General features: G+C 42.7%; 22 protein-coding genes. 9 read left to right on the plus strand and 13 right to left on the minus strand.

From position 1 onward, the window contains the following. Positions 1-13: 13 nt before the first annotated feature. Positions 14-772 (plus strand): nuclear transport factor 2 family protein, encoded by a 759-nt coding sequence (locus tag DFP79_RS06940; RefSeq protein ID WP_133503199.1) that lies wholly within the window; start codon positions 14-16, stop codon positions 770-772. A gap of 47 nt (positions 773-819) precedes the next feature. After that, positions 820-1,623: an arylamine N-acetyltransferase family protein gene (locus DFP79_RS06945; protein WP_133503200.1), complete on the plus strand. Its 804-nt coding sequence runs from the start codon at positions 820-822 to the stop codon at positions 1,621-1,623. A 131-nt stretch (positions 1,624-1,754) separates the two neighbouring features. Here the strand turns inward: DFP79_RS06945 and DFP79_RS06950 are convergent, their stop codons facing one another. Then, a complete protein-coding gene (locus DFP79_RS06950; RefSeq protein WP_133503201.1) occupies positions 1,755-2,021 on the minus strand; it encodes an HP1242/YdcH family protein in 267 nt (88 codons plus the stop codon). A gap of 407 nt (positions 2,022-2,428) precedes the next feature. Here DFP79_RS06950 and DFP79_RS06955 point away from each other — a divergent pair, with 407 nt between their 5' ends. Next, the gene (locus tag DFP79_RS06955; RefSeq protein ID WP_133503202.1) at positions 2,429-3,118 is read left to right on the plus strand and encodes a hypothetical protein; all 690 of its coding nucleotides are present in this window, start codon (positions 2,429-2,431) and stop codon (positions 3,116-3,118) included. Positions 3,119-3,250: 132 nt separating this feature from the next. Here the strand turns inward: DFP79_RS06955 and DFP79_RS06960 are convergent, their stop codons facing one another. From DFP79_RS06960 to rnt, 3 genes are all read right to left on the minus strand, one after another. Continuing rightward, positions 3,251-6,232, minus strand: a complete 2,982-nt coding sequence (locus DFP79_RS06960; protein ID WP_133503203.1) for a DUF748 domain-containing protein — start codon at positions 6,230-6,232, stop codon at positions 3,251-3,253. An 11-nt stretch (positions 6,233-6,243) separates the two neighbouring features. Next, on the minus strand, positions 6,244-6,618 hold the full coding sequence (locus DFP79_RS06965; RefSeq protein WP_133503204.1) for a YbaN family protein: 375 nt from the start codon (positions 6,616-6,618) through the stop codon (positions 6,244-6,246). A 145-nt stretch (positions 6,619-6,763) separates the two neighbouring features. Next, positions 6,764-7,438, minus strand: a complete 675-nt coding sequence (gene rnt, locus DFP79_RS06970) for a ribonuclease T (protein ID WP_133503205.1) — start codon at positions 7,436-7,438, stop codon at positions 6,764-6,766. Positions 7,439-7,528: 90 nt separating this feature from the next. On the opposite strand from rnt, the gene DFP79_RS06975 reads away from it, so the two are divergent. Further along, positions 7,529-8,443, plus strand: a complete 915-nt coding sequence (locus tag DFP79_RS06975) for a flagellar protein MotY (protein WP_133503206.1) — start codon at positions 7,529-7,531, stop codon at positions 8,441-8,443. A gap of 103 nt (positions 8,444-8,546) precedes the next feature. On the opposite strand, the gene DFP79_RS06980 is transcribed toward DFP79_RS06975, so the two are convergent. The 7 genes from DFP79_RS06980 to DFP79_RS07010 all read right to left on the minus strand — a co-directional run bounded on the left by DFP79_RS06980 (position 8,547) and on the right by DFP79_RS07010 (position 16,477). Next, positions 8,547-9,476, minus strand: coding sequence for a Dyp-type peroxidase (locus tag DFP79_RS06980; RefSeq protein ID WP_133503207.1), 930 nt, complete (start codon positions 9,474-9,476; stop codon positions 8,547-8,549). Positions 9,477-9,492: 16 nt separating this feature from the next. Beyond that, a complete protein-coding gene (locus DFP79_RS06985) occupies positions 9,493-11,343 on the minus strand; it encodes a BatD family protein (protein WP_133503208.1) in 1,851 nt (616 codons plus the stop codon). Then, complete coding sequence (locus tag DFP79_RS06990; RefSeq protein WP_133503209.1) at positions 11,337-13,067, minus strand: VWA domain-containing protein; 1,731 nt, start codon at positions 13,065-13,067, stop codon at positions 11,337-11,339. The genes DFP79_RS06985 and DFP79_RS06990 overlap by 7 nt, the downstream gene beginning before the upstream one ends. Positions 13,068-13,131: 64 nt before the next feature. Further along, on the minus strand, positions 13,132-14,145 hold the full coding sequence (locus DFP79_RS06995; RefSeq protein WP_133503210.1) for a VWA domain-containing protein: 1,014 nt from the start codon (positions 14,143-14,145) through the stop codon (positions 13,132-13,134). Continuing rightward, positions 14,138-14,590: a DUF4381 domain-containing protein gene (locus DFP79_RS07000; protein ID WP_166637661.1), complete on the minus strand. Its 453-nt coding sequence runs from the start codon at positions 14,588-14,590 to the stop codon at positions 14,138-14,140. The genes DFP79_RS06995 and DFP79_RS07000 overlap by 8 nt, the downstream gene beginning before the upstream one ends. A gap of 10 nt (positions 14,591-14,600) precedes the next feature. After that, complete coding sequence (locus tag DFP79_RS07005; RefSeq protein WP_133503212.1) at positions 14,601-15,509, minus strand: DUF58 domain-containing protein; 909 nt, start codon at positions 15,507-15,509, stop codon at positions 14,601-14,603. Further along, entirely contained in the window at positions 15,509-16,477 is a 969-nt protein-coding gene (locus DFP79_RS07010; protein ID WP_133503213.1) for an AAA family ATPase, read from the minus strand. Before DFP79_RS07010 ends, DFP79_RS07005 begins: the two co-directional genes overlap by 1 nt. 126 nt (positions 16,478-16,603) lie before the next feature. On the opposite strand from DFP79_RS07010, the gene DFP79_RS07015 reads away from it, so the two are divergent. After that, positions 16,604-16,825, plus strand: coding sequence for a DUF2835 domain-containing protein (locus DFP79_RS07015; protein ID WP_133503214.1), 222 nt, complete (start codon positions 16,604-16,606; stop codon positions 16,823-16,825). A gap of 42 nt (positions 16,826-16,867) precedes the next feature. Further along, positions 16,868-17,902, plus strand: coding sequence for a quinone-dependent dihydroorotate dehydrogenase (locus DFP79_RS07020; RefSeq protein WP_133503215.1), 1,035 nt, complete (start codon positions 16,868-16,870; stop codon positions 17,900-17,902). Positions 17,903-17,974: 72 nt separating this feature from the next. On the opposite strand, the gene rmf is transcribed toward DFP79_RS07020, so the two are convergent. Continuing rightward, positions 17,975-18,184: a ribosome modulation factor gene (gene rmf, locus DFP79_RS07025; protein ID WP_133503216.1), complete on the minus strand. Its 210-nt coding sequence runs from the start codon at positions 18,182-18,184 to the stop codon at positions 17,975-17,977. 123 nt (positions 18,185-18,307) lie between these two features. Between rmf and rlmKL the strand changes: the two genes are divergently transcribed. The 3 genes from rlmKL to DFP79_RS07040 all read left to right on the plus strand — a co-directional run bounded on the left by rlmKL (position 18,308) and on the right by DFP79_RS07040 (position 21,845). Next, on the plus strand, positions 18,308-20,473 hold the full coding sequence (rlmKL, locus tag DFP79_RS07030) for a bifunctional 23S rRNA (guanine(2069)-N(7))-methyltransferase RlmK/23S rRNA (guanine(2445)-N(2))-methyltransferase RlmL (protein ID WP_133503217.1): 2,166 nt from the start codon (positions 18,308-18,310) through the stop codon (positions 20,471-20,473). Positions 20,474-20,607: 134 nt separating this feature from the next. Next, positions 20,608-21,465, plus strand: a complete 858-nt coding sequence (gene purU / locus DFP79_RS07035) for a formyltetrahydrofolate deformylase (RefSeq protein ID WP_133503218.1) — start codon at positions 20,608-20,610, stop codon at positions 21,463-21,465. A 116-nt stretch (positions 21,466-21,581) separates the two neighbouring features. Further along, complete coding sequence (locus DFP79_RS07040; RefSeq protein WP_133503219.1) at positions 21,582-21,845, plus strand: formyltetrahydrofolate deformylase; 264 nt, start codon at positions 21,582-21,584, stop codon at positions 21,843-21,845. Between the two features lie 78 nt (positions 21,846-21,923). On the opposite strand, the gene asd is transcribed toward DFP79_RS07040, so the two are convergent. Continuing rightward, a complete protein-coding gene (gene asd / locus DFP79_RS07045; RefSeq protein WP_133503220.1) occupies positions 21,924-22,781 on the minus strand; it encodes an archaetidylserine decarboxylase in 858 nt (285 codons plus the stop codon). Between the last annotated feature and the right edge of the window lie 29 nt (positions 22,782-22,810).

Here is a 22,810-nt window from a genome sequence, read left to right on the forward strand (position 1 = left end):
ACGGGAGAATGTTGTGTCGGCTAAACGAAAAGAGCAGATTGTTGCTCTATTGAAGGGCATCGAAACCGGTGATCCAAAATCCGTTGAAGTGGTTAATCAAGATAAATACATTCAGCACAACCCATTGACTCTTGAGGGTGGGGAAGGGCTTGCAGCATTGTTTAAACGCCTTTCAAACACGAACCCACGCGTTAATATTGTTCGAATTTTTTCCGATGGGGATTACGTATTTGGACATACGGAGTACGATTTTAGTGCCTCAAGAGTCGGATTTGAAATCTTTCGATTTGAAGGTGAGCAAGCGGTAGAGCATTGGGATAATATTCAAACTAGAAAAGGCCCTAATGCGTCTGGGCATTCTATGGTTGATGGTCAAACGGAAGTGACTGACCAGAATTTGACGGAAATAAACAGGGCGCTGGTTGAGCGTTTTGTGTCCTCTGTTTTGATACCGCGTCAATTTGGACAACTGACGGACTTCATCTCTGAAACCTATACTGAGCACAACCCAGTGCTTCGGGATGGAGTCGCCTCTTTACATGCCGCATTGTCTAAAAAGAGTCCAGACACTCTCATCCAATATAACAAAGTGCACCATATTCTTGCAGAAGGAAATTTCGTATTAACGGCTTGCGAAGGTGCCCGCGGTACAGAAGAAACGTCTTTTTACGATTTATTTCGAATATCAGATGGAAGAATAGTAGAGCACTGGGATACTTCTGAAGCAATTCCACCAAGAAGCGAATGGAAAAACGAAAACGGAAAGTTCTAAATGGGTAATTCGAAAAAAGTGTATTGGGTAATGTAGACGGTGGATAAATGACCGAATTTAAATTTAATGCCAGTGATTATTTAAAAAGAATCGAAATGTCTAAAAAGGTACTCCCCACGTTGGAGTCACTGCATGATTTGCATGCGGCGCAGATATTCTCTATACCATTTGAGAATTTTGATATTTGTCTTGGTAATGGTGTTCACTTAAGCCCAAACCACATATTCGATAAATTAGTGCATAAAAAGCGTGGTGGCTACTGCTATGAACTAAATGGTCTCATGCTGATGGCGTTAAAGTTTTACGGTTTTGACGCAAAAGCGGCACTTGCAAGGGTTCATCTGTCTGGAGCTGCGTCTGGAAGAAATCATCAATTTACGGTCGTTACATTGAATAACGAGCAATGGATTCTTGATGCGGGATTTGGCTCAAATACACCAATTGCCCCTTTGCCTTTAGTGTTGAATAAGGTTCTAACGATTAAACATAAAACTTATCGCTATGTTGAAAGGGAACTAGTAGGGATTATGTATCAAACGTGGGTTAATGGCGAATGGATGGATTTATACAGTTTTGATTTAGGTTATGTGTGTCAGGGCGACATCGACTACGCCAATTACTATACCTCGACACACCCTAATTCGTTTTTCTTTTCTTCGCGAGTGGCTGTTCAGCCATTCAGCAATGGAATGTATTCACTGCATAACTTTACGCTAAAGAAGATCGAAGGGAATTCTACTCAGGTCATTGAGCTACCGCCAGGTGAACCGTACATGAAGGCATTAGAAGACTATTTTGGTATTGCTTTGGAGGTGCCTTACGATCGTTTGAGGGGCATTTCGGTCGATTAAAGATGTATTGATTAAGCACGTGGTGTAATTCACAGTAGTCGTGGCTAGGTATAAAACTGTTGCCCTGCGATACAACATTGCAGGGGCATTTTACTTAGCCGACATATTGACCCTAATAAATGGTTATGTAGTTAAGCGCTCTCAGCGAGATGTTGATGTTGAGCTTTTTGTAAATAGTGGAACAACGTGTCCTTTAATAGTAACCTGCGTTTCTTGAACTCCTCTTCTTCCATGGTGCCTGCAAGCACGATTTCTTTCTCGATTTGTTCAATTTCTCTGTCTAAATAGTGGTACTCGTCAAACAGTTTTTTGAAATGGTTGTCTGATAATTTTAGTTGATGGATCTCCTTTTTGAATTCAGGAAGCTCTTTTACTAAAGAGTGTTTTTCTATGGGCATGCCGTTCTCCTTGGGCGCTGTTTTATTCCGATAGATGTGATGCCTATCGTTAGAGGGTATCTTCTAAATATCTCCTTAAGGATAGGACTACCTCGCTAAGTATAGATTGATCTTGGTCACTTTCTAGTTAAAAAAGACATTTTTTTAACTTTTATGAAACGGAAAGATTTTGCCGTATCCGGTAGCGAGGTTTCCCATTATTACCTCTGAAAAACTCTACTCGATTTTATGTTGATCGCATCTTTACTTAATCTTTGTAAATGGCCGTTTTTAGTGGTTTTTTTTGCCTATCTTGCTGACATAATTTTTACTGACAAGTGACGTTTTACTGCATATTAATTGTATAGGGATTGCTTAAGAATAAGCGTGGAATGAATAGGTGTTCCATGTACTTTAGGAGAGCCACTATGGAAATAAGCAATACCAGCACCAATTTTAGTTTGAGTGCGCTTACGCAGACTTCTAGTACAAGTTCTGTCAGTTCGAGCACGTCAAGTGTTTCGGCTAGCAGTTCGGGAGTGAGTGTAAGCAGTTTAGGTACGCTGATGTCTAAAATGTCCAGCATGAGTGATGATGAAAAAGATGCCGCTGCGACGTTTCGAGACAGTGTATTAGATTCAGTAGAAGACGGCACGTTTGATGCTGAAGAGCTTGCATCTTCGGCGTCGGACGAGCTCGTTGCGTATGCAGAAGAAAATGACATCGATTTGGAAGAGTTAGCGAGTCAGATTGCGTCGGGCGATCAACCGCCACCACCTCCACCGCCTAGTGGAGATATGATGTCGATGTTGTCATCTGAGGAGATGGAAGAGGCCGAAGACTATCGAGAGTCTATTTTAGAGGCCGTTGAAAGTGATGACTATGACATTGATGAATTAGTCGAAAATGCGCCGGATTCTGTCGTTGCGATGGCTGAAAACTTGGGCGTTGATGTCGAGGAATTGGTTACAAGCATTGCAAATGGGGAAGATCAATCATCGAGTGAAAGTATGCCGCCACCTCCACCACCACCGGGAATAGCGGCGTATGAAAGTGTTGCCAGTTCAAGCAGTAGCTCGTCGACCTCTGATTTGTTAAATCAGTTCCTGAGCAGTTAAGTTTACGCTACTTAATTAGCGTAAACTTAACGTGAGTTTGATGTAAGACGCCTTATCATTTAGCGAATATCGTTAAATGATAAGGCGTCTTTTTTTTGATCGAAACTTGGCGTTCTCGTCAAAGCTTAGAGCTTAGAACTTTAATTCCACTCTTGGGGTCGCATCTTCATCTCGATCAATTTTTGGAGCACAGACAAAAATTCGATTCGACGCAATGCCTTTGTTAACTAAGTAATCTTTGAGCGAGTTTGCGCGTTCGTTTGCTAGGCTATTTAGGTAGGCGTCTTGTTGTTCTGGTTCAGTTAGAATGAGCTCGTTGTTTTCGCTTAAGTCACCAATGACGGCAAAACCACAAGCTTTTACTTGGCTGTCTGATTTGTCTGTCATTAGCGCACTCAGTTGGTTAAGGTAATCAAACTGTGCTGGGACTATCTGCCCTTGCTGAAGCTCAAACGCCAGCGGCTCGACTCTTATTTTAAGGATTTGTTCTCCTGCTATCTGGGCAATACTGATGACATTAGCGTAAGGAACAAATGTTTGCATAAGGTAGCTTGTTGAGGCTTTATAGAGTGCTTGTTTAATAGGAAGCATCAAAAAGCCAGTCCATTTGAATTCTGGGTTATCGATGTCGCCTTCGAGTGGAATGTCGAGCTCAATGTTTCCTTGCCCATCTTTGAGCACTCCAACCGCTATGTTCAGAGGCATTGCGCCAGTTTGCATGACTTTACTGCTTTCTTGACGACCGCCAAGATCAAATTCACGGAATACAAGGTGTGTGTTGCCTTCTAATTGACCGTGATCTGCATTTAAATCCAGATCCATATCCATTTGCCCAGAGTCGATCCGATAGCCTAATGCTTGCGCAATATACGGCGAGTAGGGCGGAAGCTCAGTTTCTCTGATGGTGAGTTTGGTTTGCATGGTCAGCTTTTCAGTAAACGGCTGAATATCTGCATTAAGGTTAATACTTGAGTACTTTCCATTTTTTGCGATAAGCACGACATTTGTGATGCTGTCTTTATCTGAAGAATCAATGTGTGTGGCGCTTAATCTTTCAATCTCGATTTTAGTGTCTAAGTCTGGATCAACGCCTTTGTCGAGTAGCTGAATGTAGGAATCACCACTTAGGTTGAATTCGTTTAATAAAAGAGTGAACGACTCTGATTGTGTTGTATTCGTAGCTGTTTCATCGGTTTTAAGTGTCAGTACTTCTTCTTTGGTTGACTCTTCTTTGTTTGTTTCTTGTTTTGTTGCTGAAACTGTGGAGCCTGTGTTGTTCGATTCTGTCTTGCCGTCCGATCCTTTAGTGCTGTTTTTGTCTGACAGAGGAATCAAATTGATGAGCTGTCTGTTTTCATCAAGTAAAGCGTGTGTTTTTAATCCCGTTAACGCAATTTTGTTTATTTGAGCGCCGTTCTCATCGGTTTGAATGCCTTGCACTATGAGGGATTCTAAAGCAGTAAGTGGTGGAGCATCTGTTGGATCGGATAGGTTGATGTCCGTCATCTTGATCGATGAGAGTTCACCCTTGTAGGACTCACCTGCATAGTTGAACTTTGGCATGTCTACGTTAAGTTCTGCGAATGAGGCTAGCGTGTCTTCTGACTTTTTTAATGAAAATTTTGAGTTGTTTATCGTTACATTGCTAACCGTCGCATCAAGCTGATTGTTGGAATGGAGTAGCTCAAGTTCCTCAAATTTGGATTTCAGCCCGCCATTCACTAACTGTAAGTTACCTAGGTTGACATTTGAATTGCTGATTTCAGTAGACAACGCGGTGGAGAGTTTTAGTGTGTTGATATTATTAAATGTCGCCTGAAGATTTTGAAGTTGTACTTGAGCCGTCCCATTTGCGAGAGTTAAGTCGGTGCTTTCGAAGTGAGTTGTGCCATTGTTTAAATTGACATTAGGGGCGCTAAAGCGAATTTCCCCATTTTCTCTTGATACAACAAACTGCTCAAGGTTAACGCTAAGAATGTTAGTGTTAATTCTATTGCTATCGATAGCAGCATTAAGGTTAGCTAAAGAAGTGTCTAGAGTACCTTTGATGTTAATGTCGCCATTTATCTGGTTATCAAGTTCGATATTGCTCAAATCAATGGTTAGTTCTTCTAGGTTCGTTACGATGTTTGGAATATCGACTGACAATTGGCTTAAGTGATTGTTTAGTTTAGGCAGTGCAATATCGAACTCAGTAGCGCTTCGTTGCTTAATCGTCCCTGTCATCGAGCTCTCTATCGTTCCTGATAGAGAGCGATATTCTTGAGGCAGAAAATGCAAAAAGTCCGTGATACTCGCGTCGACAGAGAGTGATTCGAGTTGAACGTCTGCGAGAGAATCAAAATAGGCAATATCAGATTTAAGTGAAAAGTGGGATTGGTTAAAGCGGCTATCAAGCACAATGCTAAGGGATACATCTGTTCCGCGATTGTTTAGCTTATCGAGTTCAAGATGATCAATGGTATAGGTGTCTGTTACGGCATCGTTTAACAGGTTGTGGACAGTGAACTGGCTGTTATTGATGCTCAATTTTGGAACAATAACCGTCCACGGTGACGATGGTTTATTGCTCTGGGAGCCTGATGCGAGGCTATCATTTTCTGAAGGCTTGCCTAGCGTTTCTTCCGCTTGAGCTGTCAGTGGCGCAGCTGTTTCCTCATCATTCGAGGGTTCACCTGAGTTGATTGGTATATTGATACCTGCCACGTTCCAAATGTTATCGTCTTGTGACGCTAAGACATACAACCCGTCAATATTGGCTTTTGAAATGTAAACGGTTTTATTGAACAGAGGTGCGATAGATACTTGTAAATCAAGTGTCTTTATCTCAAGTTCTTTTGAGTTTTCATGGGATACAAGAACGTTCTCTAAGTGGATGGAGGGAGGAAAAAAATCAACACTGATATCGTGGGCGCTGAATGTTCTATTTTGCTCTTCGTAAAAATGTGAAAGATACCACTTAGCAAGAGGCGGGATGGCTAACCAAACAGTGAACAATAAAACGACCGCAGCTGACGCAGTATAAAGTGCAATACGGGGGAAAAGTCGGTTCGGAATTAACGTAGAGCGGTCTTTTCCGGGTTGTGTTTCTTTAGAGTGGTTATCAGAGGACATTTTAATACTCTTTACTTAGCGTCTTGTTTAAGTGGCATTCTTAACATATACAAACTAACGCAAACACCGATGGTAATTAATCCTACAGTGGCCCAAAAGCGCCACACGATTAGCATGGACAGCGACATGCCTAACCACATAACAAGAAGTGCTCGGTTGCGCACCTTTTTGGGGATTCCTTCGCCTGATTGCCAGTCACGTACAATAGGGCCAAAATATTTGTGGTTAATTAGCCAATTATGAAAGCGCGTTGATGAGCGTGAAAAACACCAAGCAGCAAGAAGTACAAGGGGAGTCGTTGGCAAGAGTGGAAGGAAAATGCCTATAATTCCAATGATTAAGGATAGCCAACCCAATATAATGTATAAGATGCGTTTGCCTTGCATGGTTCTCCCTTACATACTTGATAGACACAGCAACTTTTATACTGAGACCTTTGCTCGGGACTTGGTGTAAAGGTCTCAGTATAAAAGCTTGGTTTTTGAGTTACCTAACTGTAAGCCTCGACGTAGTTAGGTAACTCCTTGTACGTTAAGAGTTACTATTAAACAATGATTCCATTGTTTCAGTGGTGTCTTGTGGGTCAGCAAGAGGAGACCAACCGCCTAGGCGCTTCCACTTATTAACAATTTCACAAAATAGCTCTGCAGTTTTTTCGGTATCATACTTAGCTGAATGAGCTTCTGAATTACTGAACGGAATGCTGGCTGCTTCACAGGCTTTCGCCAAGACTGTTTGACCGTAAGCTAGACCCGCAAGCGAGGCGGTGTCAAAACTTGAGAACGGGTGAAACGGATTTCTTTTTATTGAGCAGCGTTCAATTGCAGCATTAAGGAAACCGTGATCGAAAGCGGAATTGTGGCCAACTAAAATGGCACGTTTGCAGCCAACAGATTTTAGCTCTTTGCGTACTTTAGAGAGCATCTGTGTTAGTGCTTCGTTTTCAGGAATTGCATTGCGATTTGGATCGGAAGGATCAATGCCTGTAAAATCTAAAGCGGCTTTTTCGAGATTCGCGCCTTCAAATGGGTGTACTATATATTCCAGTGTTTCATGAATGTACAGTTCACCAGTTTCATCCATTCGTAGGATGCTGGCAGCAATTTCAAGAAGAGCGTCTGTTTTTTCATTAAAGCCTGCGGTCTCAACGTCGATAACAACAGGTAGGAAACCGCGAAAGCGGTCTTTTATTTCATGGTTTGACAAAAGAGTATCCTTAATTCTGCCCTTAGCTCAGAAAGAGATTTTGGTTGATTTGGATAATAACACACTTGTTTATGAACGAGATATTGATAAATGGTAGTGACACGTAAAACACTTCAGCAGTTAAGTGCGGCAATGTGTGTTTGCTTTGTTTCAAGCGCGTCTTTAGCGTTAACGCGATATCAGTCGGATATTGATGAATCGCAATGGTTGTTGAGTGGCGATATTTTTTCCTGCAGTTTGACGCATCCAGTTCCTCATTTTGGGATGGGGCATTTTATTAAAGAAGCGGGCGAGCCAATGAAGTTCATGCTTAAGCCCAATAATGAAAAAATTGGTCCAGGAAAGGTTTTTATTATTACGCAGGCCGCCAGTTGGTCTCCGGGGGTGAATCCAAAAACGTTGGAGGTGCTTAAATATCCGGGTTATGGGCTTACCGTTGAAGCAGGCGGAAAAGTCGCAGAACAAATGCTGACAGGGCTTGATCGAGGCCGTCACTCTGTTATCGCTGGAACGGCGTGGGAGAATGGCCGAGAGGCGGTTGAAGTTTCGCTAAGCAATATCAATTTTTTGCCGGCTTACCATCAGTTTCAACGTTGTTTAGCGGATTTACTGCCTGTTAATTACAAACAAATTGCTCGAACTGCGGCATTGTTCCCTAACAATGGCTCAGATCTAACGGATCGTATTAAACACCGTTTAGACCTTGTGTCGTTGTATGTTAAAAACGATCCGAGTATTCAATATATTTATATAGATGGACACACAGATACGATCGGTTCACGGCGGGATAACAGGGAGCTATCAAAGCACCGAGCAGAGAAAATCACAGCGTATCTTTTGGAGCAAGGTGTACCGGCTGACATGATTGTGTCACGTTATCATGGTGAGCGATATCCCGTTGCAAGTAGCCGAACCTCCCAAGGGCGTGAGCGAAACCGCCGGGTAACGATCCGACTAGAACGTATGGATCCGAATGCGAAATCGCTTTCGCAGCCTGGGAGCTAGCGATTCTAATATCGCTCTCCGTTTAAACAGAGAGCGATTTGTTATTTATTGATCGTTTTGTGGTCTTTTTTATTTCTATGAATGTTTACATTTGCATAAAGCGTTAAGCTTCTGGCGTAAACTGACGCAGGAATGAATTTGCAGGGACGAAGAATAAACTTCCATATGGTGCGCGCGTATACTTCATTAAGTGATCTGTATTGCCGTCCTCATCACCGATAATCATACTTTTCAGCATCGTATTAAATATCTCGGGTGTTTTTGCGTAGCTTGCAAACATGAGGCCTTTTTCATAAAGGTTTCCAAAGGGCATGCTTTGGCGCAAAATTTCAAGGGATTGTCCTTGATCGTCTTTTAGTGAAGTGCGCTTTGTGTGCGCATGAACGCTTTTTTCTGAGGCTGGGAACTCGATGTCTTCCTCTTTTGTTCGACCGTATATCTGTTCCTGTTTCTCAACAGGCACAGATTCCCACTTTGGCAGGTCGTGAACAAACTTCATTAGATTTAAATAAGATCCATTTACGTAGTTCGGGTCTTCATTTTGGATCAAGGCGACTTGCGCTCGGTTATCGCCTTGCGGATTTTCAGTGCCGTCGACAAACCCCGTTAAATCTCGGTTGTCTAGGTATTTGAAGCAATCCGTTTGAGATTTTACTTCTACACTGTCTTCAAATATATCAACTAAGGCGCGAGTTAGAGCAAATGTGGCATCTCTTCTGATTGAACGTACATGTAAGCAGATATCGATTTGTTCGGGCTCTACCTCGATAAATTCGCCTTTCAAGATTGGAAAGGCTTCAAGGTGTTTTGGTTTTGGTTGGCTAAACAACGTGTCCCAAGCATAGACTGAGAAGCCAATCGTGGCATAGAGCTGAGTCCCTGCAAACTTATTTTGTTTTCGTTCGATCAAATCAGGAAGTTTGCTGAGTACTTCTCTAAGGGTATGTTCTTTTCCTTTAATGCAGTTGAGCAGGACAAACGTCGCATCGCTTGAAGCCTCTGCGCAGATTCCAGATTGAGGTTGATTGGGCATAACGATTTCCTAAATACTAAAAATTTGGATAGAGAGTCTTTAGTTGACTGGCTTGGCTGGGTTTCACTACGCCGGTGCGATATTCTTCTAATGCGTCTAACAAACTTTGGCCATCCCAATGTGTAATGGGTTGGTTGGAGTACATGACCAACTCTGCTTCCATCAGTAGCTGTATTATTTTTGGTGAGTTAGAGAGCCTTTTTATATCTTCTAACCCTTTCACTTCTGCGTCTCCCCATCTGTGACGTGCCCATTCAAGTAAATTGGTCCGCAAGTTAGAAAGGTCGTTTTGTTTGCAGCACTTTAGCAAATCCCGATAGGCATCTTCTTCCGTGTTTGTGTTTAAGGGCGCGAAGCTCTGTAATGTTGGGACATCGTCACCGGTTGTGTTAGCCAGTATTTTAGAGCGACGGAACCAAATGAAAAACAAACCTGCTGATAGAATAACTAACCCAATAGCAGCCCATATTGCCCACGCGAATCCCGATTTTTGTGGTTCTGTTACCGTCAATTCAATAGCAGGTTGAGCGCCAGTATCGGTCTGGTTCTTTTTGTGTTTTGCTAATGATATTGGAGCCACTGACTGAGTCTGTGGCGCAATGTTATTGGAATTGTCGATCTGGTTGTTTTGTTCTTGTAGTGTGCTCGTTTGAGTTTGAGAAGGTATCTGTTGAGTGCTTTCTCCACTTGCTAAATCGGCGACTACAATAGGATCTAAGCGCTTTTTGGCGACGTCATAGGAATTGCTTACGCTATTCCAATACGGGATCTGGATCTCGGGCAGTGTAAGTTGACCGGGTAAAGTCGGTACAACTTCTATTCGAATGGTTTCTATTCCTTCTAGGCCTTCACCGTTTTTACGGCTGTCTAACTTATTTGGTGAGGGATAAAGTTTGTAGCTCGCTGTGCTTGGGTATGCCAATGGAGGCAGTTGTTCAGGGAGTGCGCCCTTGGCTCTGATTTCGATATCCCAAACAAGTGTGTCGCCTACGGTTGGGGTGTTTTGACTGGATGTCAAAGACGATTCAATTGAAATTGATTTAGCGACCAGCCAGTTGTCTACTGGATAGCTGGCGGGGATAGATTGTACTTTCAGATCAATAGGAGTGCTTTGTACGCTCACCATCCTTCGGCCAGCGTTTGTTGCGATCATTGCCTGAACGGATTGTGCGGGAAGTCGAACAATGCCACTTCGTTGTGGGAATGCCAAATAAGTGCGCGTCAGTACCTCGTATGAGCTGCCGTTGACGTTTTCATAAGTGCGCTGGTCGTCCAGTAGTCGCTCGACAGTTAAGTCGGGGCTGGTCGGTGTGGAAATGTCGGCATTCTCTAAACGTACAGATGTGAAAATTTTGACGTTGATTAACACTTGTTCCTGAACGTACGGGGAAATTTCTGAAACATCCATGCGGATCATGACGGGAGGGTTGCCGTTTTGATCCAAAAGCTGCGGTGCAGGTTTTACTTCCACGACTAAAGTATTGGACTTGTGGTCTCCAATAGATATGGCTGGAATTTCAAATGTACCGACTGATTTGGGCATTAAATTGACGACCCAATAACTCAGAGCGCGACTCGTGCCTAGATTAAAACTGAATTGGCTATTTTGACTTTTTCCCAGTACATCAAAATCCCTTTTTAATGGAGACAAATCTGGTCCTTGCCCTGTTTGAGCAAAGTCTGCACGCAATGTCAGTTTAAGTGGCTGATTTTCTGTTACGGTTGTTTTATCGACAGAAGCAATGACACCAGCAGCCCATGACTGAACTGAGAGAAGTGTCACAAAGGCAATGAAAAAGGTCGTGATAGCACGTTTTAATTTATACATGGACGTCGATCGAAATTGGGTGTGGGCAAATACTACCATGGTTTATTGCCATCCTCTTGAGCTTGAATATTTTCGTTTCTTCTTTGTTCATGTAAATACCAGAGTTTTCTTTGCAGTAACGTCCCAGGGTCATCCTGTATTTGTCGCAGCCATTGGTTCAGCGCCTGTTTTCTTTCCTTTGACTGGTTCATTTGCTCTTGTGATACTTTTTCATTCTTAACATTATCGCGTTGTTTTTGAGATTTGTCTTGTGGCTTTGAGTCATTGTTGTGATCGGTTTCTTTAGGATCAGTGAGTTTTTCGTCATTATTCTGTGATGATTTAGACTTTTGTTGCTGTTGCTGTTGCTGTTGCTGTTGCTGTTGCTGTTGCTGTTGCTGTTGCTGTTGCTGTTGCTGTTGCTGTTGCTGTTGCTGTTGCTGTTGCTGTTGTAGCTCTTTTAGGTAGTCTAAATTTTGTTTGGCTTCTTTGAAATTTGGATTTTGTTTTAAAGCGTCTTCGTATGCTGAAATTGCCGGTTTGATTTTCCCGCTTTGAGCGAGTGCATTCCCCAAATTATAGTTCTCACGCGCGTTTCTATTGCTCTTTTCTAATAGGTTGGCTGCGGACTCATAGTTTTCTGTTGCGTACTCGGCGGCGGCTTTCCATTGGGGGTCTATAAACAGGGATTTTGCTTTATCCCAGTCTCCTGATTCGACTGCGGAATAGGCCTTTTGGTCTTGTGTTTTAAAGATGTCATAAGGCGATGCTGTTGCAGGGTTTGGCAGTGAAATTATTGCAATAACAAACAACGCTATTTCCGCTCTTCTAAATAAATGGAGAAGATAAAGTAAAAACGGAAGAGCAAACCAGTGGCTTGATTCAACCCATGTTTCGCCCGAAATGGAAGAGTTTGACGAGTTTTGTGCCAACGATGTGTTGGATGACAGGGTAGATATTAACGCTTTATCACCACCAGTAATGGCTAAGGCTGTTGCGTTAAGGTCGCGCGCAGTGTCTTTAATTCGTGAAACGGGAACCGTAGGGCGTATAACCGCACCCTGATGTTTTAATGTTTCTTGATTGGGTAAAACAATAGGTGCACCTTCTGTATTACCTGCATAAATAAAACTGACATTGAGATTGGGTGAATGTAAATTGGTTTTGAGGTATTCAGCTTCTTTTTCAGTTAGGTCATCTAAAAAGAATACGATGTTGGCTTGATCGGTTGGTGATAGCAGTGCCAATGCAGTTTGAGTCGCTTTTACTACATCGCTGCCATAGAGTGGCATGATTAGGGGATCCAGTGCTAACGTAAAATGCTCTATCGTTGTTTTGTCTTTCGTAAAAGGGCTTATAACGAAGGCGTCGCCTGCAAATGCGACGAGCGCAAACTCCCCACCTTGAGCAGAATCAAGTAAGTCCCTGATTCGTTGTTTTAATTTGGTTTGACGATTGGGTTTGATGTCTGTTGCATACATTGAAAGAGACTGATCGACAATGAAAACGGTTTTCTCTTCAATGGTGAAAAACGTTTTACTGTCTTTGGTAAAGCTAATTCCGGCAAGAGCAATCGACAGAAACAGAAAGGCAATCGGCGCTAACCAGCTGGCCATTGGCGTATTTTTTTTGATCTTTAAATAAGGTAATAGATTTGAATCGACAATAGTCTCGACATTTTCTGAGGTGTGCTTGATCCTAAAAATAATGGTGCAAACAATGATCAGCGGGATTGCAATCAACCACAGCGGGCGAGTGAAGTGTAGGGTATCTAAAACCGTCATGGGGTGTTTCCTGTTAAGACTCCGTATCGTATTGAAATGACGTTGTTTTTAGGCAATAACGTTCTCATTTCAATGTTTTCCATCTTAGTGTCACTTTACCTTTGTTAACGATTGTTCCAAGGGCAAGAAGGCCAGATAAAATAGCGAACCAAACGAAGAGAGAATCCTTTGGTCTTTGCCATAGATCTTCGGATGGTGTTGGCTCGATATCATTAATTGCATCGTAGATAGCTTCCAAATCTGACGTGCTCTTGGCGCGATAGTAGTTACCACCGGTCAAATGCGCAATATTGTCTAGTGTTGCTTCATCAAGGTCTTCTGAAGGGTTAACGGTTTTGGGACCAAAAAATCCTTGGACCTCCATTTGATCTGCACCAATGCCGATTGTGTGTATTGTGACACCTTGTTCTGCAGCAAAATTCGCCGCCTGAACTGGGCTGACTTTTCCTGCGGTATTTGCGCCATCGGTCATTAAGATGAGCACCTTTTTCTCGGATGGGAGCTCTGAGAGTTGTTTGATCCCTAAGCCTATCGCATCGCCGATGGCGGTTTTGTCTCCAGCAAACCCGATTTGGGTCTCCTGTATTAATTGTTTGACGGTGCTTATATCAAAGCTGAGTGGCGCTTGTAGGAAAGCTTTCGTGCCAAATACAATAATTCCGATTCGGTCGCCTTGTCGCTTGTCCATAAAATCCGACAGGACATGTTTTGAAATGGCTAGCCTGTTCACTGATCGGCCTTGATATTGTAAATCTGAAATTTGCATGCTGCCGGATAGATCAAGTGCGACAAAAAGATCTCTACCGGACGGTGTTATCTGTGTTGGTGAACCAATCCAAACAGGTCGAGCAAGGGCGACAATTAAGCTGAACCAAGATATCAGTAATAAGATGTTTGTTGTCTTAAGCCAACTTTTTGTGTGATTGCTTGGCGTTGCTGTGCCGGGTAACGCATGCTGGCTCCACCAATAAGTTTCGCTATGATGGCGGCTGCTCGAAAGAGACCTGAGTTTGATCCAAATTAAGACTAACGGTGCGGGTAGTAACAGAAATATCCACGGCCATTCGAATTCAATCATGATGCGAGCGTATCCAATGCAAGGTTGTTATGTACAGTGTTTCAAGTTGTTCTTGTGTTGTTTCCACTTTTGGATTGTATGGAGCAGAACAAAAAAAGTCGCCAAGTTCAGAAAATTTTTGGCTTTTGCATGCTTCATCGAGTGTTGGAAGAAGCGCTTTCATTGGTAAGGATGCTAATTCGGGATTATTGGTTGATAGCAGGCACCGCTTGATCAGCTCATGACACAGTATCACTTGCTCAGTGGGGTTCTTCTTCGCAAATTCGCTTTTTAATATGCCAATTGCTTGGCGCTTGTAGGCACTTTTTTTGTAACGTTTACGAATCAAATAGGCACAACAGAGTACAGCGAGGATGAGTAGAGCGAGCAATGGCCAAAACCACCATACTGGAGGCCAATTAGATATGGCGTCAGGTAGCATGTACGCTTTATTCGGTAAATTCATCTCCATCGTCTTACCTTAAGCAGCCGTAGTGAGTCAGGGCGTTTATAATTGATAATGGGGGCGTTACTAAATCGTAACTTAAAAACCGAGCTCCAAATGATGTGAGTTCTTGTTGCAGTTGCAGTTTGCTATTCTGGTACGGATTGGATTCGGACTGAGAATTTGATATGTGCCTCGTAGACTCTCCTTCAGAAGTCATAAAATGATAGGTGCCTGTAGGTAACCGTGAAGCATTGGTGTCTTCAATATTAATCCAAGTTACTTGGTTCTTTTTTGTTATGCGCTTTAGCCATTCGATGTTCGTTTGTTTAACCTGAACTTTGTCGGTAAGTAGAATGATATTTTTTGAACGCAACTCTTTGGAGAATGAGTCTAAAGCGCAGAGCTCATTGCTTACTTTTTTTTGTCGTTGATCCAGTCGTGACATACTAACGAGCGATTCTTGGAACGTGTGCCAGTTTCTGGTTGCTAGGTCTGCCATGCATTCATCGCCGAACTGAGAGATATAGCCAAATTTGTCTCTTAAGTGTTTCACTCTGCCACCAATTAACGCAGCAAGCTGCACATATCGAGTGGATATGAAAGTATCACGAGTGCCGAAATATGCGTTTGGTGATAAATCAGTGATCAATACATGGCTGTGTTCTTTTTCTTCTTCGAACACTCTTGTATAAGGCTCTCCGGTTCTTGCTGACACTCGCCAATCGATGTGGCGTGGTTCGTCTGTTGGCTGGTAGGTTCTGAGTTCTTTCAGTTCAAGACCGTGCCCTTTTATTCTTATTTTGTGCTCACCTTGTTCAGAACGTGCTTTGGGTGGTTTGTTCCCCATTTTTTTAAGCGAGCGAGCAATAAGCATCAACTCTTGAATCGATGCTTTGTTTAGTTCTGGACTATTGGGGCGTTGAATTCGTTGCAGCATTAAACTACGGGCACTTTAGCTAAAATTAGGTTAATAATGTCATCACTGGTAAGTGCATTTGTTTCCGCTTCAAAGGATGGGATGATTCTATGGCGAAGTACCTGAGAGGCAACTTGGCGAACATCATCCGGTGTCACGAAATCTCTTCCTACAATTAGGGCATTTGCTCGTGCGCATCGATCTAACGCAATGGTGGCGCGTGGGCTGGCCCCAAATTCAATGATTTGATGATCGTCTTTGATCTCATCAATATAGTGTGACGGGAATCGAGTTGCCATGACTAACTCGACAATGTACTGCTCGACAGACTCCGCCATATAAAGAGAGAGCGCTTCCTTCTGCAAACTCTTTATTTCGTCTGGATTGACGATGTTTGAGAATGAATCTGCATTGATCTCTTTATTGTCTTGTTGGCGAATTAAGCGCATTACCGCCAATTCGGTGTCTTTAGAAGGGTATTTTATTATCAGCTTCATTAAAAAGCGATCAAGTTGCGCTTCTGGCAAAGGGTAGGTGCCTTCTTGCTCGATCGGATTTTGAGTCGCGATGACAAAAAAGAGATCAGGGAGAGAGTAAGTGTTGCCTCCCACTGTAAGTTGGCGTTCTCCCATGGCTTCTAACAGCGCAGACTGAACCTTTGCAGGTGCTCTGTTTATTTCATCGGCCAAAACAACTTCGTTTATGAGTGGGCCAGGAGAGAAAGAAAATTTCCCAGTGTCTTGTTGATAAATGTCTGAGCCTGTGACATCCCCAGGCAAAAGGTCTGGTGTGAACTGAATGCGTTGAAAGCTCGCGTTCATTGCATTTGCTAGCGACTTAGCTGCGGTGGTCTTTGCAATGCCTGGCGGGCCTTCTAATAAGATATGCCCATTGGCGATTAGTGCCACCAGTAAGTCGCGAGTCAGCTCTTCTTGCCCAAGAATGGCTTGGTTTAGATGCTCTTTGAGTTTATTTAAGGCGTTAATCATCTAACCTAACTTCCTTATACTTCTATTAAAAATAAGACTTTGAACATATAATAAGGGCAATATTTCGCAAATCAATCGGTATGCGAGTGCATTCGATTGTTAAAGATAAATGGTTTAGGAACATAAATGGCAATAATTGTAATTGACGTTAATTTATCTGCTTTCAAATACAAAGAAATGTACAAAGGGACTGTGAAAAATTTGGTAGCGCACAGTCGAGATGGCAGGAAGGTGCAATTGCCTCTGATCGCGTTTCAAAAATTTGTTACTCATCACGGATTGTTTGGTTCATTTGAAGTGGAATTTGATGAGAGCAAAAAGCTAGTCGGAATCAAAAAGATTAGTTAGTAATACAAAGAATTAAGATAATTACCTAAAAGGCTTATATTAATGTACGATCTCGCCAGATCTCTTCTTTTTAAGTTAGACCCTGAAGTTTCCCATGAACTGTCCTTAGAGCTACTTGGAGCGACGGGCCGACTTGGATTAAGTGGTTTGTTTCCGAATGTCCCTGAATCCAAGCCAGTTGATGTTATGGGGTTGAGATTTCCTAACGCCATAGGTCTTGCTGCTGGGCTAGATAAGAATGCAGATGCATTTGAGGCATTGGGTGCGATTGGCTTTGGCTTCGTTGAAGTCGGAACGGTGACTCCTAAAGGGCAAAGTGGTAATCCAAAGCCGCGTTTATTTAGACTTCCAGAGCACAATGCGATAATTAACCGTATGGGGTTTAATAATAAAGGTGTGGATCACCTAGTTTCTAGAGTGAAAAAACACCGATACAAAGGCATTTTGGGAATTAACATAGGTAAAAACTTAACGACTTCGGTTGAGGATGCAGCGCAAGATTATTTGACGTGTCTGCAAGAGGTTATTCCTTACGCTGATTATATTACTGCAAACATAAGCTCACCCAATACACCTGGGTTGCGTTCACTGCAGTTCGGCGAAAGTTTAGCAGAATTGATTTCCCCGCTCATTGAAGCAAAGAATCGCTATTTTGATGAATACGGCAAACAAGTTCCTTTAGCGGTTAAAATTGCGCCGGATATGACGGACGATGAGATTAAGCTGGTGGCAGATACGCTTGTTGAGCAGAAAGTCGATGGCATTATTGCAACAAATACAACCTTGTCACGCGAAGCGGTAAAAGGTCATCGTTATGAAGCTGAGGCGGGTGGCTTAAGCGGTGCGCCTGTTCGAGAGCAGTCTACTCATGTTGTGCGTGTTTTGTCTGAGTATTTAAAAGATGAGCTGCCTGTCATTGGAGTGGGTGGTATCGAAAACGGCAAAGATGCTGTTGAGAAGCTAGAAGCTGGAGCGAAACTGGTTCAAGTTTATTCTGGCTTTATTTATCGGGGGCCTGAGTTGATACGTGAAGCGATCACCAGTACCGATGCTTATTTGAGAGAAACGAGACGTTAATATGAAAAAGGCCAACGTTTCAGTTGGCCTTTTTCTTTTAGTCCGTTTCTTGTTGAAAGGTGAAAGAAGAAGTTATTGAGAGAAGGTGGCAGCCTTGTAGGTGCCATCGACAGGGGTAAATCCGTTCCACATATCTTCACGGCCTTCACGCCAGCCCGTCAACCAATCTTGTCGAGCTTGGGTGTTGCAACGTTCACTGAGGGCTTTGGAGCGGCCAGCCATACCAGCTCGGTAACCTTTAACATATGCACGTTGATGAAGATCTCGTTTCTGCTTCTTCATAGGATTTTTCCTCTCATTTAGTTTTTCATCGTCAAGATTTAATGAATAGACTAAAAAAAGCGACTTGTCTAAATAATACTTTGCTCTATAAAGAGTGAAAAAATTAACTAAAAAGTAATAAAAATGACAGAAAACATTAATGATCAATTAGATGCAAGTAATACATTCTCGATAGAACTTACGTGTCCAATTGGTTTGGAAAACGTCCTAGAGAAAGAATTACACGAATTAGGGTTAACGGATACTCGATTGGGCGAGGCTCAGGTTAAGTTAACGTGCGACCTAAAAGGTGTTTATTTAGCGTGTTTGTGGTCCAGAGTGGCGACGCGTGTAATGATGCCACTTACTCATTTTAATATGGACACCGCCGACGACCTTTATAAAGGTGTGAAGAGTATTGAGTGGTCCGATCACTTATCTGTTCACAGTACTATTGCGATTGACTGTCACGGTACGAATAAAGAAATTCGAAATACTCAATTTGGTGCTCTGAAAACCAAAGATGCAATTGCGGACTATTTCGTAGAAAAGACGGGCCAACGGCCAAACGTAGAAAAGCAACAGCCCGATGTTCGTATTGCCGTGCGTGTTAAGCGCGAGAAAGTTACGGTAAGTTTGGATTTGTCGGGAGACAGTTTGCATAAGCGAGGTTATCGCCAGCAAGGAGGAATGGCGCCGCTTAAGGAAAACTTGGCTGCAGGTATGTTGTTGCGAGCAGGTTGGGCGAAAGGCAGCTCTTTTTCTCAGTTAGTCGACCCAATGTGTGGGTCGGGAACATTTTTGGTGGAAGCTGCACTGATTTCACTGAATATTGCTCCGGGCTTGCGTCGTCAGTATTGGGGGTTTAAGGGGTGGAAGCAGCACGATCATCGCCTTTGGCAGCAACTTCAGGATTTTGCCAAAAATGAACGCATTGCGCCGAACGATCTAACTGTTACTTTTCAAGGGACTGATAGAGAACAAAAAGCCATTGCAGCAGCACGTGAAAATATAAAGCGTGCAGGTCTGACTGGTATTGTGGATGTTTCCTTAAGTGCGTTTCAGGAGCATGAGTTTGATTGGCAGGGTGAAGTGCCACTTGTCATCGTTAACCCTCCATACGGTGAGCGGCTTGGCGATGAAATGGCGTTGATCTCTTTGTATTCTCAGCTTGGTTATTGGGTGACTGATAACGCAAAAGGTGGCGTATGTGCACTGCTGACGAGTAATGATCAGTTGGCGAGGCAGGTTCCTATTCGTCCAGAGAAAAACACTCGAATTCTAAACGGTGGATTAGAGTGTCGTTTTTACATCTACCCAGTTGCAGATGACAATATTAAGCGAGGTGATCGTCAGCAAGCGGTAATGAGTCAAGGTGCTCAAATGTTTGCCAACCGACTTCAGAAGAATGTGAAGCGGTTTAAAAAATGGATCAGCCAAAGCAAGGTGTCTTGTTATCGAGTCTATGACGCCGATATGCCTGAATATGCAGTCGCGATTGATTTGTATGACAATTGGGCGCATGTACAGGAATATCAAGCGCCAAAAAGTATCGATGAGCAAAAAGCGCGAACAAGGCTAATGGAAGTAGTTACGGCGATTCCGAGTGCGTTGAACATCCCAGAAACGAATGTTGTGGTGAAACATCGTCAACGCCAAAGTGGTAAGCAGCAATATGAAAAAGTTGCTACTTCTCAGCATGAGATGATTGTGCAGGAATATGGCTGTGATTTTATTGTTAATCTCAAAGATTACCTTGATACAGGACTGTTTCTGGATCACCGTCCAGTCAGGAAGTACATACAAGACAATGCAAATGGCGCTCGCTTCCTTAATTTGTTTTGCTATACCGCTTCTGCATCCGTACATGCTGGGCAAGGTGGAGCGATGTCGACATTGAGTGTCGATATGTCAAACACTTACACGGATTGGGCTCGCCGAAATATTGAACTAAATGAGTTTTCTGAGCGAGACCACAAAGTAGTGCGCGCAGATTGTTTTGAGTGGTTGAGGAAATCGACCGACGAGTTTGATTTTATTTTCATGGACCCTCCGACGTTCTCTAATTCTAAAAAAATGTCGAATGTTCTGGATATTCAACGAGATCATATTGAGTTGATTGATCTGGCAATGGATCGATTGTCGACTGATGGTCAGTTGGTGTTTTCCAATAATTATCGTCGCTTTGCACTGGATGCCAGTATAGAAGAGCGTTATTTGGTGAAAGATATTACGCCACAAACGCTTGATCCTGATTTTCAGCGGAACAGTAAGATACATCAGTGCTGGGTGATTCAGAAACGCGGTTAACTCTCAGGAAGTTTGGAAAATAAGCTTGTAGTTCGCGCATATACTTACGTTAGAGTATAATTTTCCTACTGATTTGAAAAATCTAGATTTTTTGATGTTAAATTATTGATTTTAAAAGAATATTAAGTTTCTTCATGAAAAAACACTACCGTTTAGTTATTAGTTGCCCCGATCGAGTGGGTATTGTTGCCGCAGTAAGTCAATTTTTGAATGAGCGTCAAGGCTCAATTATTGAGGCGAGCCACCATACTGACCCTGAGCAGAAATGGTTTTTTATGCGTCATGTTATTGATGCGGAATCTCTCAAGATAAGTGTTGAGGAGTTTAGAGAGCAATTTGCTCCGATTGCTGAGCAGTTTGATATGAGTTGGTATGTAAATGACAGTTCAGATAAACCAAAGGTCATGTTGCTAGCGACGAAAGAGTCGCATTGTTTGAATGACTTACTGCATCGTTGGCATACAGGAGAGTTGAGCTGCGACATCGTTGGGGTGATCGCCAACCACGAAGAGCTTCGATCTATGGTTGAGTGGTATAAGGTACCTTATCACTGCATTCCAGTGCCTAAAGACGACAAAATGCCAGCTTTTCAGGCGATTGAAAAGTGCATTGACGATTCGAATGCTGACACGATTGTATTAGCGCGCTATATGCAAATATTCCCTGAATATTTGTGTGAAAAGTACCGACATCGCGTGATCAATATCCATCATAGTTTCCTGCCGTCTTTTATTGGAGCGAAGCCTTACCATCAGGCTGCTGTACGTGGTGTTAAGTTGATAGGGGCGACCTGTCATTATGTTACCGCGGATTTAGACGCTGGACCTATAATTGAGCAAGATGTGATTCGTGTTCGCCACAGTCATACGGCGGAAGACATGGTGCGATTAGGTAAAGATATCGAGAAGTTGGTGTTATCTCGCGGCCTTAGATACCATTTAGAAGATCGCGTGTTGGTTCATGGTAATAAGACTGTAGTCTTTTCAGAATAAGCCATTGGGGGTTGGATAAAACGCTAATTACGGTGTTTAACGTCAATAAAGTTTTGTTATCTCAATTATTGTCTATAGTTAGAGCAAAGAGCTTATAGGCGATTGAGGGTCAGATAATGAAACTTAAATTGACGCCAACTCAAAACCTCTGTGTTGGGTTCTTAGAGTCAGGCTACAAATTGATTCAGTCAGACGAGCAGTTTTTCTTCGTTAAGGGAGATAGAAAGCAGAAGGTATTGCCCAAAACGTTAGAGGCATTGGTTAATCGAGGTGCGCTTTCACATAAACAAGATGGCTCGTATTGTTTGACAGATGAATTTATAGAACATAGAAAACGCATGAAATATCCGAATGATCCAGACCATCATACGAAGCACTGATTTTTAGCTGTTTATAGATGAAAAAACGCGGCTTGTTTAAGCCGCGTTTTTTTTGTGCCGTTGAAAAGAAAAATAGATTTATTGGCTGATAGAACCAAATAGCATTCCCATTTTTGTTGGACTATCGGCTTCGAGTGTTGCTTCCCATTCAACAGCATCTTTGCCAAATAGTACGATGGCGGTTGAACCCAACTTAAAGCGTCCTAATTCATCACCTTTCTTCAAGGATATTGTACTGAGCTTTGCATAATCCCAAGTTGTGACATTTTTGCTGAAAGGCGTTGTCTGGCCAGCCCAAACGGTTTCAATGCTCGCAACGATCATTGCACCGACCAGTATTACAGCCATTGGGCCGGCTTCGGTCTCAAACAGGCACACTGTGCGTTCGTTACGAGCAAAGACGCTTGGGATTTGCTCTGCGGTAACTTTATTGACGGAGAACAGCTTGCCAGGAACGTGTATCATCTTAGTGAGTTTGCCATCAAGAGGCATGTGAACTCGATGGTAATCCTTTGGAGATAAGTAAACAGTTGCGAACTTACCGCCTAAAAATTGGTTTGAGAGCTCTGCATCCCCACCAAGTAATGAAGTTAAGCTGTAGTTGTGTCCTTTTGCTTGATATATGGTTCCGTATTCAATGTCACCTAACTGGCTGACTGCGCCATCTGCTGGGCAGGCAATGCTGTTTTCTGTTTGGGTGATAGGTCTTAATTCGGGTTTTATGGCTCTAGTGAAAAAATCATTAAAGTTTTGGTATGAGAAAGGATCTTCATTGATTGCCTCACTCATATCTACATTGTATTTTTTTACAAATTGCCCAATGAATGTGTCTTTTACCCAGTTATTTTTACACTCAGCAATGTTTCCAACAAATCTAGAAAGCGCTTTTTGAGGTGTTATGTGTTGGGCTAGGGCGAATAATTGGTCTTTGTTCACGAAAGACTTCCTGTTTAATGTCATTAATA

This window comes from Marinomonas balearica, from assembly GCF_004362145.1.
GTDB lineage: Bacteria > Pseudomonadota > Gammaproteobacteria > Pseudomonadales > Marinomonadaceae > Marinomonas > Marinomonas balearica.